This window comes from Phycisphaerae bacterium, assembly GCA_018003015.1.
In the GTDB taxonomy this organism is placed as follows: Bacteria; Planctomycetota; Phycisphaerae; order UBA1845; family PWPN01; genus JAGNEZ01.
The window spans coordinates 12,225-26,884 of sequence record JAGNEZ010000024.1 but is presented as its reverse complement, the minus strand read 5'-3'; the positions used below and the strand labels follow the sequence as shown (position 1 = coordinate 26,884).

Below are 14,660 nucleotides of genomic sequence, written 5' to 3'. Positions count from 1 at the left end.
GGCCTGCCAAGTATACACTACGGAAGTCCGGGCGCGGAGGTTCGCGGCAGCCGGGCGCCCAGCCCCAGCAGGGCCGGTAGCTCGCTTAGGCGGCGGATCACATGGTTCGCTTGGTCAGCGTAGTCAGGAACTGCGGCGTCCCCGATCATCAGGGCGGTGGTCGCCCCGGCCGCCTGGCCACTCTGAATGTCGAACAGATAGTCACCGACAACCCAGGCCGCGACCGGGGCAACCCCCAACTGCCCGCATAGGGCCAAGACCGGCTCGGGGGACGGCTTGACCGGTCCGTCTTCTCGGGTATGGATCCGATCAAACTCCAGCCCGTGCTTGGCAATGACCGTGTCGGCCGAAACCCGGCTGTTCCGGGTCATGAGCCCCAGATTCAGGCCGGCCGTTCGCAGAGCAGCCAGAACCGCATGGGCATCGTCCCAGAGCTCGCTGGCCAAGGCCGCCTCCCGTTCACGCCGCAGGAGGATCTCCTCGGCCCGCTTGCGTTGGCCCGCGTCCATCAACTCAATGGACTCCAGAATGGGCAACCGAGACTCGGGACTCAGGCCGATCTCCGCCCGAATGGCGGCGAAGTCGAAATAGGGCCGGGTCAGAGTCCCGTCCAGATCGAACAGGACCGCCGCCGCCCGCGGCATAACGCCCGAACTCGTCCGGGTGGCTTCGTTTGGCATGCGGCAATGTGTAGTGCGGCCAGCGCGAATGGTCAACACCGATCGTATCTCCCCGGGACTGACGCAAGCCTGTCAGTTCAGGCGCGGTTTTTGCCTGAGCCGCTGCAGCCGCCTTTGTTCGGTAATACCGTTTCGTTTCCGAAACGGCCTCGCCACCGTCGGCGGGAGTCTTGGCGTCATCGCTTCACGCGGGTAATGTCCCGCCATGGACGCCCAACAGATCATGGTCCTGTTCCTGGGTCTGGGTACGCTTCTGGCGACAGCCCTCGTCCTGGGTGAGCTGGCCCGGCGGCTCAACCAGCCAGCGGTCCTGGGCGAGATCCTGGCCGGCGTGCTCCTGGGGCCGACAGTGCTGGGCTGGCTGGCTCCGTCGTTCACCGCGTTCCTGTTCCCCTCGACAGGCAGCAGCGCCGTGGCATTGAACGGCCTGACCACCCTGGCCATCACTCTGTTTCTCCTGGTCGCGGGCATCGAAGTGGATCTCTCGACCGTCTGGCGGCAAGGCAGAGCCGTCTTCTGGGTGGGCACGGCCGGGACGGTAGTACCGTTCGCCCTGGGCCTGGTCGCCGCATGGTGCCTGCCGAGTTGGTTGGGCCGGGGAGAGCACGCCGACGGGCGGATCTTCGCCCTCTTCTTCGCCACGGCCCTGTCCATCTCCGCCCTGCCGGTCATTGCCCGCACACTCATGGATCTGAGTCTCTACCGCAGCGACCTGGGCATGGTCATCGTCGCCGCCGCGGTGCTCAACGACTTGGTTGGCTGGGTGGTGTTCGCGGTCATTCTCAGCCTGCTGGGTACGCCCACCGGTCATGGGCTCGGTGTCGGCTATACGATCGCATTGACGCTGGGCTTCACCGTCCTGATGCTGACTGCCGGGCGCGCCCTCATCCACCGTTCCCTGCCCTGGATCCAGGCTCACACCTCCTGGCCGGGTGGCGTCCTGGGCTTTGCCTTGGCCATTACCTTGTTAAGCGCGGCGTTCACCGAGTGGATCGGTGTTCACGTGGTCTTCGGGGCGTTTCTGGCAGGGGTGGCCATCGGCGACTCGCCTCATCTTCGCGAGCATACCCGAACGATCATCAGCGATTTCGTCTCATTCATCTTCGCCCCGCTGTTCTTCGCAAGCATCGGCCTGAACCTCAACTTCGTTGCCCGCTTCGACACCGTCTTGGTCCTCCTTGTCCTGGTCCTGGCCTGTGTGGGGAAGATCGCGGGTTGCGGGCTGGGCGGATGGCTGTGCGGCATGTCGTCGCGCGAATCGTGGGCCCTGGGTTTCGGCATGAACGCTCGCGGCGCCATGCAGATTGTGCTCGGATTGCTCGCCCGCCAGTATGGCGTCATCGATGAGCGGATGTTCGTCGCCCTGGTGGTCATGGCTCTGGCCACGACGATGATGACTGGTCCGGCCATGCAGCGGCTGCTCAAACTGAAGAAACCGCGGCACCTGGCCGGCTTCATGCACGCGAGGATGTTCCTCAATCCCATCCCGGCCCGCAGTCGCGAGGAGGCGATCCGGGTGCTGACCCAGGCGGCCTCCTCACTGCATGGTCTGGCACAGAACGAGATCGAGCAGGCGGTCCTCGATCGGGAGCGCACCATGCCGACCGGCGTGGGCAGCGGCGTCGCCGTTCCCCACGCCCGCATCGAGCAGCTGGCCGCGCCGCTCGTGGCCGCTGGGATCTCGAGAGATGGAATCGACTTCAATGCCCCGGACGGTGAGCCCGCTCAGTTCATCTTCCTGATCCTCACCCCCCAGCATGACGACGGAGCCCAACTCGAAATCCTGGCCGACATCGCCGGCACGTTCCGCGACGCCCAGATGCGCGACAAGGCCCTGAATGTGAAAGGCTATACCGAATGGCTGGCTCTGATGAGAGCAAGGACGAGACAGACCGCAGGCTGAGAACCCAACGCCGAGAACGGAGAATCGCGATGTCCAAACTCGCTAGGAACAAGATCACCGTCCGCGACGTGGCCGCCACCATGGACCACATCGCTCCACCGCATCTGGCTCAGTCATGGGACAATGTCGGCCTGCTGGTGGGTGATCCGGCCGCTCCGTGTCGGTCCATCCTCCTCTGCATCGATCTCACGCCCCAGGTCCTGCAGGAGGCGGCTGCTACCAACTGCGGGCTGGTGCTCGCGTATCATCCCCCGCTCTTCCGCCCGGTCAGCCGGCTACGTGCGGACAGCGCCGGCGCCGACGCCATCGTCCATCGAGCCATCGCCGCCGGTATCGCCATCTACTCGCCCCACACCGCCCTGGATGCCGCTCCGGGAGGAACAAACGACGTGATGGCCGATCTGTGCGGGCTGAGCGACGTCGAGCCGTTTGAGTACACCACGCCGGCCGGAACACAGTCCAAGGTGGTCACCTTCGTGCCTCCCAGAAACGTGGACCATGTGGCCGCGGTCATGTCGGCCGCCGGCGCAGGCCGGATCGGCGATTACGTGATGTGCAGTTACCGCATCCCGGGCGAAGGCACGTTCTACGGCACCGAGACCACCTCGCCCAGGATCGGCCGGCGCGGTCAGCTGGAGAAGGTCCCCGAGGTACGCATTGAGATGGTCACCCCGAACCGCTGCCTGCCCGAGGTCGTCGACGCCCTCCTCCGCAGCCACCCCTACGAAGAGCCGGCCTATGACATCTACCCGCTGGCCGCGGCACCGTCGTTCGGCATCGGCCGGGTCGGGCAACTTCCTCCGCGAACCACCCCGGCGACCCTGGCCCGCAAGCTCAAGAAGGCGACGGGATCCAGAAGCGGCACCATCGTCGGCGTCTCAAACGCCGTGGTCGCCCGAGCCGCCGTGTGTGTCGGATCCGCCGGCATGCTGCCGTTCGAAAAGCCCCGCTCGGCTAACTGCGATATCATCGTGACGGGTGAGATCCGCCACCACGACGCGCTGACCATCTTACGCATAGGCAAGTCGGCCATCGCCTTGGGTCATTGGGAGAGCGAACGGCCGGTCCTCGCCGCGCTGGCCGAACGCCTGACCAGGATGATGCCCGGGCTCTCAGCGAGCAAGGCCCGAGACGATCGGTCGCCATTCGAGCCGATCTAATCGGTGGCCGGCCGAGCCTGTTCGCGAGGGATCCGCTTCTGCGAGTCCCGATCTTGCCCGCCATGCGTTCGGGGCACAGGCCAAGCAGCGGCCGGTACGGTCCGGTTGGCCGCCTTCCGCCGCCGGTCCTATAATGGGACATCTGCGGGGTAGTCCGCGCGCCGGGAAAACTGCCGGCCAGAAGAGGGATAGCTATGACCATTAAGAGAGGCAAACAGGTCACGTTCGTATACTCACCGCGGAACCACTGTGAACGCGTCGAAGTTGCCGGGTCGTTCAACGAATGGCGTCCTCACGAGGGCCGGATGACGCGTCAGAAAGACGGTACCTACCGCAAGAGGCTGCAATTGGCCCCCGGCGAGTATCGCTACAAGTACCTCGTCGACGGCCAATGGGAGCTGGACAACGAGGCGGAAGGCCAGGTCCCCAACACCTTCGGATCGTTGGATTCATTGGTCAGAATCGACTGAATCTTGAAAAACCACCCCTCCGGCGATATCTTGTCATGCTCGACAGCTCCAGGGCGTGCCGCGATGCGGATTCCGGGGGCGTCCCGACGGTGAGTGTAGCTCAGTTGGTTAGAGCACCAGGTTGTGGTCCTGGGAGTCGGGGGTTCGAATCCCCTCACTCACCCTTCTGTAAAAACTTGTAAAAGAAGGGCTTATGAAAGACCCCGTCCGTGGCCGCTCCCCACCTCTTGCTCGCGTCCTTGGCCACCCCCGCAGGGGGTTCGGGCCTGCGCCGCGAGTCGGACGTGCCTGTCCCACTCCATCCGCACAGTCCGATGTCGTCGGTACCCCCGTCGCCTTCCCCTTCAACGGTTCGGCGACCGACCGCGGGCAGGGATCCTACTCCTCGTCCGTGATCCGCAGCACATCGCGGTAGCCGGTGATCTCGCGGTCGTCGTCGACAGTGATGTCGAAATCCAGTTTGCGATCAAACGCCTGCTGGATGGCCGCGTGGGCTCGCCCCATGAGCCGCCGATACCTCGCCGAGGCTTCGTTCTTGCCTTCCGCGTCCATCACCCGTACCCACCACAGGTTGTCCACCGACAGGAAGTAGCCGTACGGTATCACGATCGCCAGGTCGCGCCCCGGCGGGGGACCGAAGATCGACGGCCGGGGATGTTCAAGCCGGTGCTTCTTGAGCGTTCGGGCCAGCTCGAGCTGCTCGGGCCAGGGGACGTGGTGGTCGTGGTCCGAGGTCCAGAACCACACGTAGCGGGCCCCCATGTCGTAGGCCAGGGTCATGGCTCGAGGAGCGACCGCGGCGTCGCACTGCCCGTAGATGGCCGTGCCCCAATGCTTGCCGAACGGCCGTGATCCGCCTCGGAGAAAGGCATAGTGATACCGCAGAACTTCCTCCGGTGTGTGCCGACGCGGCTCGGCCGTCCACTTGGCAACGGCCTTGTCGAAGTCGGCTACCCGGTAGCGGCCTTCGTGCACAATCCCGGTCAGGCCACCGGCCATCTGATAGTAGGTCGTGTCATAGAGCGTTTCCCACGAGGGATAGTCGTACTGCATCAGCCGCATGTCCCCGAAACTGACGCCCTGCTTGATGAGGGCCTTCTCCAGGTCGAACGCCCCGTCGTTCCCGCCTGACTCATAGCCCGCCCGAACGCGTTTCTCGATCACCGCCGCAGCGTCGGAGAAGTACTTGAGTGTCTTGTGGATCCGGACATCGCCCACCATGATGATCGACGGCTCGTCCATGAACATCTGCGAACCGACGTAGTTGCTGCGATACAGGTCGGCCGGATACCGCAGCGGCTTGTCCTTGCCCGCCCCGCGCAGATAGAACACCGGCTCGTCGCGGACGTACTTCTCCTGCTCGGGCGAGACGATGAACAGGTTGATTCCCGCCTCGAGCATGATCGGATAGTCGGCTTCGACGAACGGCGTGTACTGGTAGTTCTGCTTCTGTGGCGTTTGGGGCAGGCGGCGGCCTTCGGTGTCCTTGAAGTTGCGCGACGTGCCGACCAGCAGCTCAGGGTCTAGCTCGAGGACCTTGGGCTTCAGCGGTGTCCACGGCACGTTGCGACCGACATGACGCAGGGTGAGCACATGTCCGAGATACTCGCAGGTTTCGGGGGCCCCGTCGGTGAGACCGCTGCCCTTGGCCCGCTGAGGCACGAAGTACCGCGCGAAATCGAACCAGGGCGGCAGCAGCGGCTCACCGCCGTGCACCTTGCGGTACTCCAGGACCTCGGAGGTCTCCGGGATGCGGAGCAGGTAGCGGCGAAACTGCAATGGCTCGGGCGAGCGGATCAGCGGATCACGCGTTGTACAGGCCTGGAGCTGGAACAGGGGCTGGGCCTGAGCGTCGTCCTCGGCCCGGGCCTCGATCTGCCACCAGACGCAGGACTGACCCGCGATAGGTTCCATCGGCCCGTACACGAAATCCACCGCGGCAAAGGGGGCGGCCGCGTCTCTCGTGCAGGTGAGGGCCGCGTAGTGAGCGTGAAGGCCCGGCTCCGGACCCGCGCCAAGAAGCGTGCCTTGAATCAGCATCGCTACCCATGATCCAGCGAGCATGGTCGTTTCTCCGTCTGTCTTCGTGGGACGCCCATTCCTCCTGAACGCCGCTGAGCGATGATCTTGTCGCGAGGTTCCGAGAAGTGCAAGCCCTGCTCGCATCGAATGTTGTGCGCCGTCGCATTGACCGCGCGGAGCAGGGGAGGTACACTCGTAGCTGCGAATCGAGATTGCGGCGAGCCCATCGAATCGTTCACCATGGTCCGGAGGAGGTGGAATAGTGCACAGCCCGTGGAAACGGAGTGCGGCGTCGGTCATTGCGGTCCTCGTGGCCTCGGCCGCCCTGGAGGCCGCCGATCTTCCCGTCTATGGCGACTCCCTCGCCTCCGGCTGGGCCAACTGGTCGTGGGATACGACGGCCGGCTTCAGCACCTCGAGTCCCATCAAGGGCACCTCGGGTCATTCCATCTCGGTCAAGTACAACAAGGCCTGGGCCGGGCTGTTTTTGCACACCAATACCACGTTGACGGCGTCGGACTACACCGGGCTGCGTTTCTCGATTCATGGAGGGACGACCGGCGGCCATCGGGTGAAAGTCATGGCCTACGACGCCTCCTCGTCCCCAGGGGCTGGCGTGACCCTGTCTCTGACCATCGCGGGAACATGGTCCGACATCGAGATCCCGATCAGCTCCCTGGGGGTGTCCGCGATCAGTGGGCTCGTGTGGCAGGACAACAGCGGCGCGGCCCAGCCGGCCTTCTATCTGGACGAGATCGTACTTGTGGGCGGAATCATTGTACCCCCGGACCCGCCGACGCTGGTCATTGATGCTGCGGCCAATCGCCATGCCATCAGCCCCTACATCTACGGCATGAACTTCGCGGATGCTGATCTCGCCGCCGATGTTCGCCTGCCCGTTCGACGGTTCGGCGGCAACGCCACGACGCGCTACAACTGGCAAAACGACACTTCGAACCGGGCCAGCGATTGGTACTTCGAGAACATCCCCGAGACCAACTCGAGCCCCGGCACACTGCCCAATGGCTCCGTGACCGATCGGTTCGTCGAGCAGGACATGGCCACCGGAACCGAGACGATTGTGACCCTGCCGCTCATCGGCTGGACACCGAAGGCCCGGGCCCGGGCCTGCGGCTTCAGCGTGGCCAAGTACGGCCCGCAGGAGAAGACCGACCCGTGGGCACCGGACTGCGGCAACGGCGTCCGGCCCGACGGCACACTGATCACCGACAACGATCCGATCGATACCAGCACGGCCACCGGGCCGTCCTTCGTGCAGAATTGGATCGCCCACCTGGCGGGGCGCTTTGGCAGTGCCTCCTCCGGCGGCGTCCGCCTCTACAACCTCGACAATGAGCCGATGCTCTGGAACAGCACCCACCGCGACGTCCACCCGGCCGGGACCAGTTACGACGAGATGCGCGACCGGACCTACGAGTATGCCGCCGCGGTCAAGGCCGCCGACCCCGAAGCCCTGACCCTCGGACCGGTCCTCTGGGGCTGGACGGCCTACTTCTACTCCGCGGCCGACGCCGCCGGCGGCGGAAGCTGGTGGAACATACGGCCCGACCGCAAAGCCCACGGCGACATACCCTTCGTCGAATGGTACCTCCAGCAGATGCAGATCTATGAGCAGACCACCGGCCTGCGGATCCTCGACTACCTCGACTTGCACTACTACCCGCAGTCCGGCGTGGCCCTCTCCGACGCGGGCGATGCCCCCACGCAGGCCAAGCGATTACGATCGACCCGCTCGCTGTGGGATCCGACCTATGTCGACGAGAGCTGGATCGGCGAGGCCGTCCGGCTCGTCCCGCGCATGAAAGCCTGGGTGGCTGCCCATTATCCCGGCACCCGGCTGGCCGTCACCGAGTACAACTTCGGGGCACTCAACCACATCAACGGGGCCCTCGCCCAGGCCGATGTGCTCGGCATCTTCGGCCGCGAGGGTCTGGACCTGGCGACGCTGTGGGATCCGCCCTCGTTCGACGAGCCGGGCGCATTCGCGTTCCGCATCTATCGCAACTATGACGGCGCGGGAAGCGGATTCGGAGAGACCGCCATCTCCGCCGTCAGCAGCAATCAGAGCCTCGTCTCGGTCTACGCCGCCGAGCGCGGCGACGGCGCATTGACCGTCGTCTTCATCAACAAGACGTTGGATGCCCTTGCCGTGACGCCGACGATCCGCAACTTCGCTGCGGGTCCACGCGGTCAGCTCTATCGCTACAGCGCGGTCGATCTCACCCGGATTGTACGTGACGCGGATGTCGCCTTGACCGGCACGATCACGGTTGAGTTGCCGGCCTCGTCGGTTGCCCTGCTTGTCATGCCGAGCGCCTTGTTGCGTGCCGACATTGACCGCGACGGCGACGTGGATATGGACGATTTCGCCCGCCTGCAGAGATGCCTGACCGGCCCAACCACGCCACAAACGGAGGACGCCTGCCAGAGCGCTCGCCTGGATAATGATGCCGACGTCGATGCCCGGGATATCGACGTGCTCCGGGGCTGCATGAGCGGGCCGGGCCTCGCAGCGGCGCCCGACTGCGCGGATTGACCGCAATGCCGACCCTCCCGCCACACGCGAAAGTCAGAACTCCATCCCGCGCAGGTCGATCTCACCCTTCGGCCAGGGGATGCCCGCCAGCGGGGCGAGCATGGCCTTGGGCATGAGCTTGGTCACCCACTGCCTGGTTCGAAAGTCGAACTGATGGAACGGATTGTTGACCGGCATGTAGCCGCTTGACGAGTACGCATCGACGGCCGCGAAGAGAAGGCTGAAACCCATACCCTGCTGCTTCATCCATGGCAGGGCTTCGGTCAGCAGCAAGCGAACGTAGCCCTTCCGCCGGTAGTCCGGGTGCGTGCAGACCAGTCCCACCCCGCCGATCCTTAGATCACCGATCGGCGAACCGATGACCTTGTCGTGAACCGCGATCTGCGAGATGATCACGCCGGTCGAGCCGCGCATCCACCAGCGATGCTGCGGAGGCTCCTGCCAGTATCGCCGGGTCGGGAACATCCAGTCGTCCGGCCCTTGGTAGCAGGTGCTCAGCACCTCGCGAAGCAGACGATCATCATTCTCCGTGATGGCCTCTTCCGGCCAGTGCTCGATCTTGGGGATGCATTCACCCATGGCAACAACCCTTGCCTTCTCGGCATGTGAAAACTGTGAGCCTATTCCGTCAGGTGTGGGACCGGCATCTTGCCGGCCGCGCGACAGGTTCGCAACCCGTCCTACACTCCAGAGTGAGATAGGTTCTTTGTATGGATGGTCTTCTCAACACAGGAGAATCCCTACACGTTCAACACCATTCCTCCGCCCCGCTGGGGCGATTGGGAGGAACTTGCGTCGCCTTGTTCCCGGGGCAGCGTATCGCCCCGGGCTACAAACCGCGGCCCCGCTGGGGTCGAAGGAGGACGACATCCAAAATCGCGTCCGTCGGGGGCCGGTCTCTCGGCCACGCCACTTCGCAGCCTCGCGTTCCTGTTGTTGCTTCCGATCGGTTGCCGCTCCCGATCTACCGCCGCGCGGCAGCCGCTATCAATGCAGCAATCCCCGCCAGCGTTCGATCAGCTTGAGCGCGTCCAGTGGGGTCATGTTGTTCGGATCGGTCCTGCGAATCTCCTCGATCACGTCGTCGGCCGGGTCGGTCACCGCGAACAGCATGAGCTGGTTGTCCTTCGGCTTCGGCTTGGTGCACACGGCGGTGCGGATCGGAGCCCGGCGGACGGCCGAGAAATTGGACTCCAGCTCGGCCAGCAACTGCCGGCTGCGCTCGATGACCCTTGGCGGGATGCCTGCCAGCTTGGCGACGTGCGAGCCGTAACTGCGGTCCGTCCCGCCGCGGACGATGCGATGCAGGAAGATGATCTGGTCTTCCCACTCGCGAACCGCGACATTGCAGTTGATCGCCCCGACGAGGTTGTCCTCCAGTTGCGTCAGCTCGTGGTAGTGGGTCGCGAACAGCGTGCGGCAGTGGATTCTGGTCACCAGCTGTTCGGCAATCGCCCAGGCCAGCGACAGACCGTCGAACGTGCTCGTGCCCCGGCCGAGTTCATCGATGATCACCAGGCTCTCCTCGGTGGCGTTGTTGAGGATGTTGGCCGCCTCGGTCATCTCGACCATGAACGTCGATTGCCCGCGGCTGATCTCATCGGATGCCCCGACGCGGGCGAAGATGCGATCGACCGGTCCGAAGCGCATCGAGCCCGCGGGGACGTAACTCCCCGCCTGGGCGAGCAATGTCAGCAGCGCAACCTGGCGGATGTACGTGCTCTTGCCGGCCATGTTCGGACCGGTGAGCACCACCAGCGTCTGGCGATCCTTACCTTCACCGGCGGTCAGGCCCAACTCGCAGTCGTTGGGCACGAACTTCTCGGCCAGGGTCTGGTCCAGCACCGGATGCCGCCCATCGCGGATTTCCAGCAGCGGTTCGGCAGTCAGCTCCGGCCGGACGTATCGCCGCTCGTCCGCCAGGTGGGCCAGTCCGGCGGCCACGTCGATCTCGGCCACGGCCGTCGCCAGCACCTGCAGAGCTCGGATGTGTTCGATCGCATGCTGGCGAATGATCTCGAAGAGGGCGATCTCCCGTTGAATCGCCTGGTCGTGAGCGGTCAGCACCTCGGTCTCGTAGTTCTTCAGCTCGTCGGTGATGTAGCGCTCCGCGTTCTTGAGCGTCTGCTTGCGGACGTAATCGGCCGGAATGCGCTCGCGGTGGGTATTGGTGACCTCAATGTAGTAGCCGAACACCTGGTTGTAGCCAACCTTGAGGCTGGGGATGCCGCTCCGCTCGATCTCGCGAACCTGGTAGTCGGCTAGCCACTGGCGCCCGTCGCTGCCGATCGAGCGCAGCCGGTCGAGCTCGGCGTCGTGCCCATTGGCGATCACACCACCCTCGCTGACCATGAGCGGCGCGTCGGGGTGCAAAGCGGTCGTCAGATACTCGGCCAAGTCACGCTGTCCGCGCAGGGCCACCGATCGCTCGGCCAGGAACGGCACCTGCCGGATCGTCGCTTCGGGGTGCGGCACTTCCGGGTGCGGCAGCGCCGCGGGTGGCACCGGCGTCTGGTCGGGGTGAAGGGTGCCGGACTCACCCCGCCAGGCCTCCACAGGCGAGGCGCCTGTGCCACATGGCTTGTTCACAGGCGAAACGCCTGTGCCACACGAAAGCGATGTCTCACAGCGCCCACTTGTCTTCCGGCCCGTCTCGTCGAGCAGATCGGCCACCTTCTCGACCGCCAGCAGCGTCCGTCCCAGCGCGAGCAGATCACGCGGCGATGCCCGCCCCACACCGAGTCGCGAGGTGATCCGTTCGATGTCGGCCAGCTGCCCCAGTTCGGTCCGGATGGCCTCCAGCTGATGCACGTCGGCCAGCAAGTCCGCGATCGCTTCCTGCCGGGCAATGATCGCCCCGGCCGCGCGCAGCGGCGCCGCCAGCCACCGTCGCAGGCAACGCCCGCCCATGGCCGTCGAGGTGCGATCCACCGCGCAGACCAGCGATCCGGCCGCCGCCCCGCTCCGCAGCGTCCGCTCCACTTCGAGTGATCGCCACGTGGCCTCGTCAATCAACACGTAGTCACTCGAACACCGCCGCGACAACTTGACGATGTGGTTGAGCGAGGTCTTCTGCGTCTCGGCAAGGTAATCGACGATGACGGCCGCCGCGCAGAGCGACGCATCCATGCCGGTGAATCCGAACCCTTCGAGCGTGACCACGCCGAAGTGCTTGCGAAGCGTCTCCTGGGCCTGGTAGGGATCGAACAGGTGCCCCGCCCGGTTGGTGATGGTCAGTTCGGGCAACGCCTGCCCCGCCCCGGTGAGCTTGCGGAGTGCGGCCACCAACGGGTCCTGGGCGTCGATCCGCCGTTCAGGCACAAGCAGTTCCGCCGGCTGCAGCCGGACCAGTTCGTCGACCAGCAACCGCTCGGCCAGCGTCTGCACCCAGAACGCCCCGGTCGACAGCTCGACGAACGCCAGCCCGCACTCGTCCTTGAGTCGGCAGACGCAGGCCAGATAGTTGTCCGCCCGCTGCTCCAGGAGCGCGTCCTCGGTCAGCGTGCCGGGCGTGACGATCCGCACGATCTCGCGCTTGACCACGCCTTTGGCCTGACGCGGGTCCTCGACCTGCTCGCTGATCGCCACCTTGTAGCCGGCGTGGACGAGCTTGGACAGGTAGGACTGCAGGGCGTGGTAGGGCAGCCCGGCGAGCGGGATGGCCGTTCCGCCTTTGTCCTTGCCCCGGCTGGTCAGGGTCAGGCCCAGCACCCGCGAGGCGGTCACCGCGTCTTCGTAGAACAACTCGTAGAAATCGCCCATGCGGAACAGCAGGAGCGCGTCCGGCGCGGCCGCCTTCTGCTCAATGTACTGGCGCATAGCCGGCGTGAGCAGGTCGGCGGCATCGCCGCCGGACAGGTTGTTCGTCTTCCCGGTCATTCGTGGGGTCACTTTACGGCATCGGCGAGCACTTCTCAACGATCCGCTCGTGTCGTGACTCGTGCCGTCGGTATCGCCTGGTGCGGCCTACGGTGTGACACCGGTGCGTACGCCTTGGCCGGCGGGGCGCCCTCCTCGGTCCGTCTACTTGTTCCCGGAGCCTACCGCGCTCTCCGACTTCAGAGCGGCGAAGGCCTGCTCCGTGATCGGGAACATCGAGACCCGGAACTTGGTACAACCGTAAGGAGCCAGGCTGATTTCCTCGCTGGGCCCGCCGTTCGCGACCGGTCGTTCGGGCAGGTGCGTCACGACCATGTTCGGCTGAAATGCCGACGCTTCGCCCGGGGCGACCGGCTCAGTGGGCAGCCGGGCCTTCGCTTCCGATTCCTCAGCCGCCGCCGGCGACGGTCGGCCGGATCCGCTCACCGTCCATGCGGCCATCATCGCGACAAGCACGGCCTGTCTCTTCGGCCCACGCAACAGAACAATGCTCATGACCGCCTCCCATGAACGCGGAAATCCAATCAACCGGGGCCACTCTCGCCACCACGCTCAGCGCCGTCGTGCCGAGAGGGCGATGGATCGGACGGCAATCTCGGCTCCCGGGCGTGGTTCGGCGCTCGGCTCGAGGGCCAGCCCGGTGATGAGACCGCAATACTCGGATGACGAGGCAAGGTCCAGACGATAAGCGTGGAACTCGCCGTCGGGGTTCAGTTCGAGCGGCAGGGACTTCTTGCCGTCGTATCTGTCATCATCGAGCCGCTTCCAGAAAAGTCGTGCCTTCATCGCCGTACCCCGGCAGGCGATTTCGAGGTGCGCCAACGGGGCCTTCTCCGCGCGCCAGCACTGCAACGGGCTTTCGAGGCGCGGCCTCTTGTCGCCGAACTTGACTCGCCATTCGCCTTTCATCGGGAAGCCCTGATCGGTGGCGTCGCCCAACGTCCAGTGCTGTCGGTCCTGGACGAATCGCCAGGCGGGCGGCGTCCGCGTCGCCATGTCATTGAAGCGCTGGCGAATGTCGTCGAGTCTGCCGACCATGAACTCCGTCCGGTGCTCGTAGACGATGTTGTGATCGAAGTTCTCCCTGTGAACAGGGGCAAGATACGCGGTCGAGCCATGCTTGGGATCGTCGGACCGGCCGTCGCCGTGAGTCCCGCCGTGGAACTCGCCGCCGTCGTCCTTGAAGACGCCCAGGCCCCAGCCCCCGTCGTCCACCAGCGCCGCCCATCGCTCCGTGGCCGTGAACCGCGTCCATGGCCAGGGTCGGCGCCAGTCATTGGTGACCTGCGTGAGCTTGTGGCCGGTGAACGGCTTGTCACCCGTGTAGGACATCAGCCGCCATAGCCTGGAGATGGTGTAGACCGCCGGTAACTCCTGCGGGCAGGGGCGATACGGCGTCTGGTCGGCGCGGCGATTGGTGCACCGGTACCGCATGTGGATGACCGGCCCGTCCAGCGTCGTCCAGGTCTCGAACACGCAGTCGCCCGGAACGTTGTCGAGCGGCCACTGCATCGGAATGCACTTGATATAGATCTCCTTGCCATCGTTGCGGTGTGCGAGCACCTTCGACGGGTTCCCGTAGCAGTCGCCGGTCTGGATCGGGTTCCAGCCCAGCCCGGCCCACGCCGGATTCGGTTTCTTGCCCCCGACTTCGAACGGCCACGGTCCCGAGTAGTGCGACATCTGAATCTGCCGCCCGAGATCGGCACTGTTGATGATGTTGCCCGGATGATCCGCGCCGGAAAGAAAGGTGACGGCCCCCCCGAGTTCTAGATCCATGCCGATGCGGACCCGGCCGTTGTCCAGGAACGTCATCCTGCCTCCGGTGCCCGCCGGCTCGGCGCCGAAAGCGGTCAACGGACAGAAGAGAACCACGAGGTATGTGGATCGCCGTGTCTTCAATTCCCGGATCCTCCGAACAAGTTGGCTCAGCCGTTCCGTCTGGTCTCCCAGCATCTTCCTGCCCGTTGCGCTCGGCTGGGCGTCGCG

The 14,660-nt window shown here is 65.2% G+C and carries 10 protein-coding genes and 1 tRNA gene; 5 read left to right on the top strand and 6 right to left on the bottom strand.

What is annotated here, in order from left to right:
• Positions 1–17: 17 nt before the first annotated feature.
• Positions 18–644 (bottom strand): HAD family hydrolase, encoded by a 627-nt coding sequence (locus KA354_12355; GenBank protein MBP7935428.1) that lies wholly within the window; start codon positions 642–644, stop codon positions 18–20.
• A gap of 241 nt (positions 645–885) precedes the next feature.
• Between KA354_12355 and KA354_12350 the strand changes: the two genes are divergently transcribed.
• From KA354_12350 to KA354_12335, 4 genes are all read left to right on the top strand, one after another.
• The gene (locus KA354_12350) at positions 886–2,583 is read left to right on the top strand and encodes a cation:proton antiporter (protein MBP7935427.1); all 1,698 of its coding nucleotides are present in this window, start codon (positions 886–888) and stop codon (positions 2,581–2,583) included.
• Positions 2,584–2,612: 29 nt separating this feature from the next.
• Complete coding sequence (locus KA354_12345; GenBank protein ID MBP7935426.1) at positions 2,613–3,743, top strand: Nif3-like dinuclear metal center hexameric protein; 1,131 nt, start codon at positions 2,613–2,615, stop codon at positions 3,741–3,743.
• A gap of 194 nt (positions 3,744–3,937) precedes the next feature.
• Positions 3,938–4,213 carry an isoamylase early set domain-containing protein gene (locus KA354_12340; GenBank protein ID MBP7935425.1) on the top strand — a complete coding sequence of 92 codons (276 nt, stop codon included), beginning with the start codon at positions 3,938–3,940 and terminating at the stop codon, positions 4,211–4,213.
• Positions 4,214–4,302: 89 nt separating this feature from the next.
• A tRNA-His gene (locus tag KA354_12335) sits at positions 4,303–4,376 on the top strand.
• Between the two features lie 215 nt (positions 4,377–4,591).
• Here KA354_12335 and KA354_12330 read toward each other — a convergent pair.
• Positions 4,592–6,277, bottom strand: a complete 1,686-nt coding sequence (locus KA354_12330; GenBank protein ID MBP7935424.1) for a hypothetical protein — start codon at positions 6,275–6,277, stop codon at positions 4,592–4,594.
• A gap of 538 nt (positions 6,278–6,815) precedes the next feature.
• On the opposite strand from KA354_12330, the gene KA354_12325 reads away from it, so the two are divergent.
• Positions 6,816–8,792 carry a glycoside hydrolase family 44 protein gene (locus tag KA354_12325; protein MBP7935423.1) on the top strand — a complete coding sequence of 659 codons (1,977 nt, stop codon included), beginning with the start codon at positions 6,816–6,818 and terminating at the stop codon, positions 8,790–8,792.
• 33 nt (positions 8,793–8,825) lie between these two features.
• Here the strand turns inward: KA354_12325 and KA354_12320 are convergent, their stop codons facing one another.
• The 4 genes from KA354_12320 to KA354_12305 form a co-directional block, all read right to left on the bottom strand.
• Complete coding sequence (locus tag KA354_12320; protein ID MBP7935422.1) at positions 8,826–9,371, bottom strand: GNAT family N-acetyltransferase; 546 nt, start codon at positions 9,369–9,371, stop codon at positions 8,826–8,828.
• A 408-nt stretch (positions 9,372–9,779) separates the two neighbouring features.
• Positions 9,780–12,671 (bottom strand): DNA mismatch repair protein MutS, encoded by a 2,892-nt coding sequence (gene mutS / locus KA354_12315; GenBank protein MBP7935421.1) that lies wholly within the window; start codon positions 12,669–12,671, stop codon positions 9,780–9,782.
• 144 nt (positions 12,672–12,815) lie between these two features.
• Positions 12,816–13,166, bottom strand: coding sequence for a hypothetical protein (locus KA354_12310; GenBank protein MBP7935420.1), 351 nt, complete (start codon positions 13,164–13,166; stop codon positions 12,816–12,818).
• Positions 13,167–13,223: 57 nt separating this feature from the next.
• Positions 13,224–14,573: a hypothetical protein gene (locus KA354_12305; protein MBP7935419.1), complete on the bottom strand. Its 1,350-nt coding sequence runs from the start codon at positions 14,571–14,573 to the stop codon at positions 13,224–13,226.
• Positions 14,574–14,660: the final 87 nt, after the last annotated feature.

Excerpts from the sequence above, each read along its gene's own strand:
- KA354_12355 (MBP7935428.1), bottom strand. The coding sequence starts at position 644 with ATGCCGCGGGCGGCGGCGGTCCTGTTCGATCTGGACGGGACTCTGACC.
- KA354_12350 (MBP7935427.1), top strand. The coding sequence starts at position 886 with ATGGACGCCCAACAGATCATGGTCCTGTTCCTGGGTCTGGGTACGCTT.
- KA354_12345 (MBP7935426.1), top strand. The coding sequence starts at position 2,613 with ATGTCCAAACTCGCTAGGAACAAGATCACCGTCCGCGACGTGGCCGCC.
- KA354_12340 (MBP7935425.1), top strand. The coding sequence starts at position 3,938 with ATGACCATTAAGAGAGGCAAACAGGTCACGTTCGTATACTCACCGCGG.
- KA354_12330 (MBP7935424.1), bottom strand. The coding sequence starts at position 6,277 with ATGCTCGCTGGATCATGGGTAGCGATGCTGATTCAAGGCACGCTTCTT.
- KA354_12325 (MBP7935423.1), top strand. The coding sequence starts at position 6,816 with ATGGCCTACGACGCCTCCTCGTCCCCAGGGGCTGGCGTGACCCTGTCT.
- KA354_12320 (MBP7935422.1), bottom strand. The coding sequence starts at position 9,371 with ATGGGTGAATGCATCCCCAAGATCGAGCACTGGCCGGAAGAGGCCATC.
- mutS (MBP7935421.1), bottom strand. The coding sequence starts at position 12,671 with ATGACCGGGAAGACGAACAACCTGTCCGGCGGCGATGCCGCCGACCTG.
- KA354_12310 (MBP7935420.1), bottom strand. The coding sequence starts at position 13,166 with ATGAGCATTGTTCTGTTGCGTGGGCCGAAGAGACAGGCCGTGCTTGTC.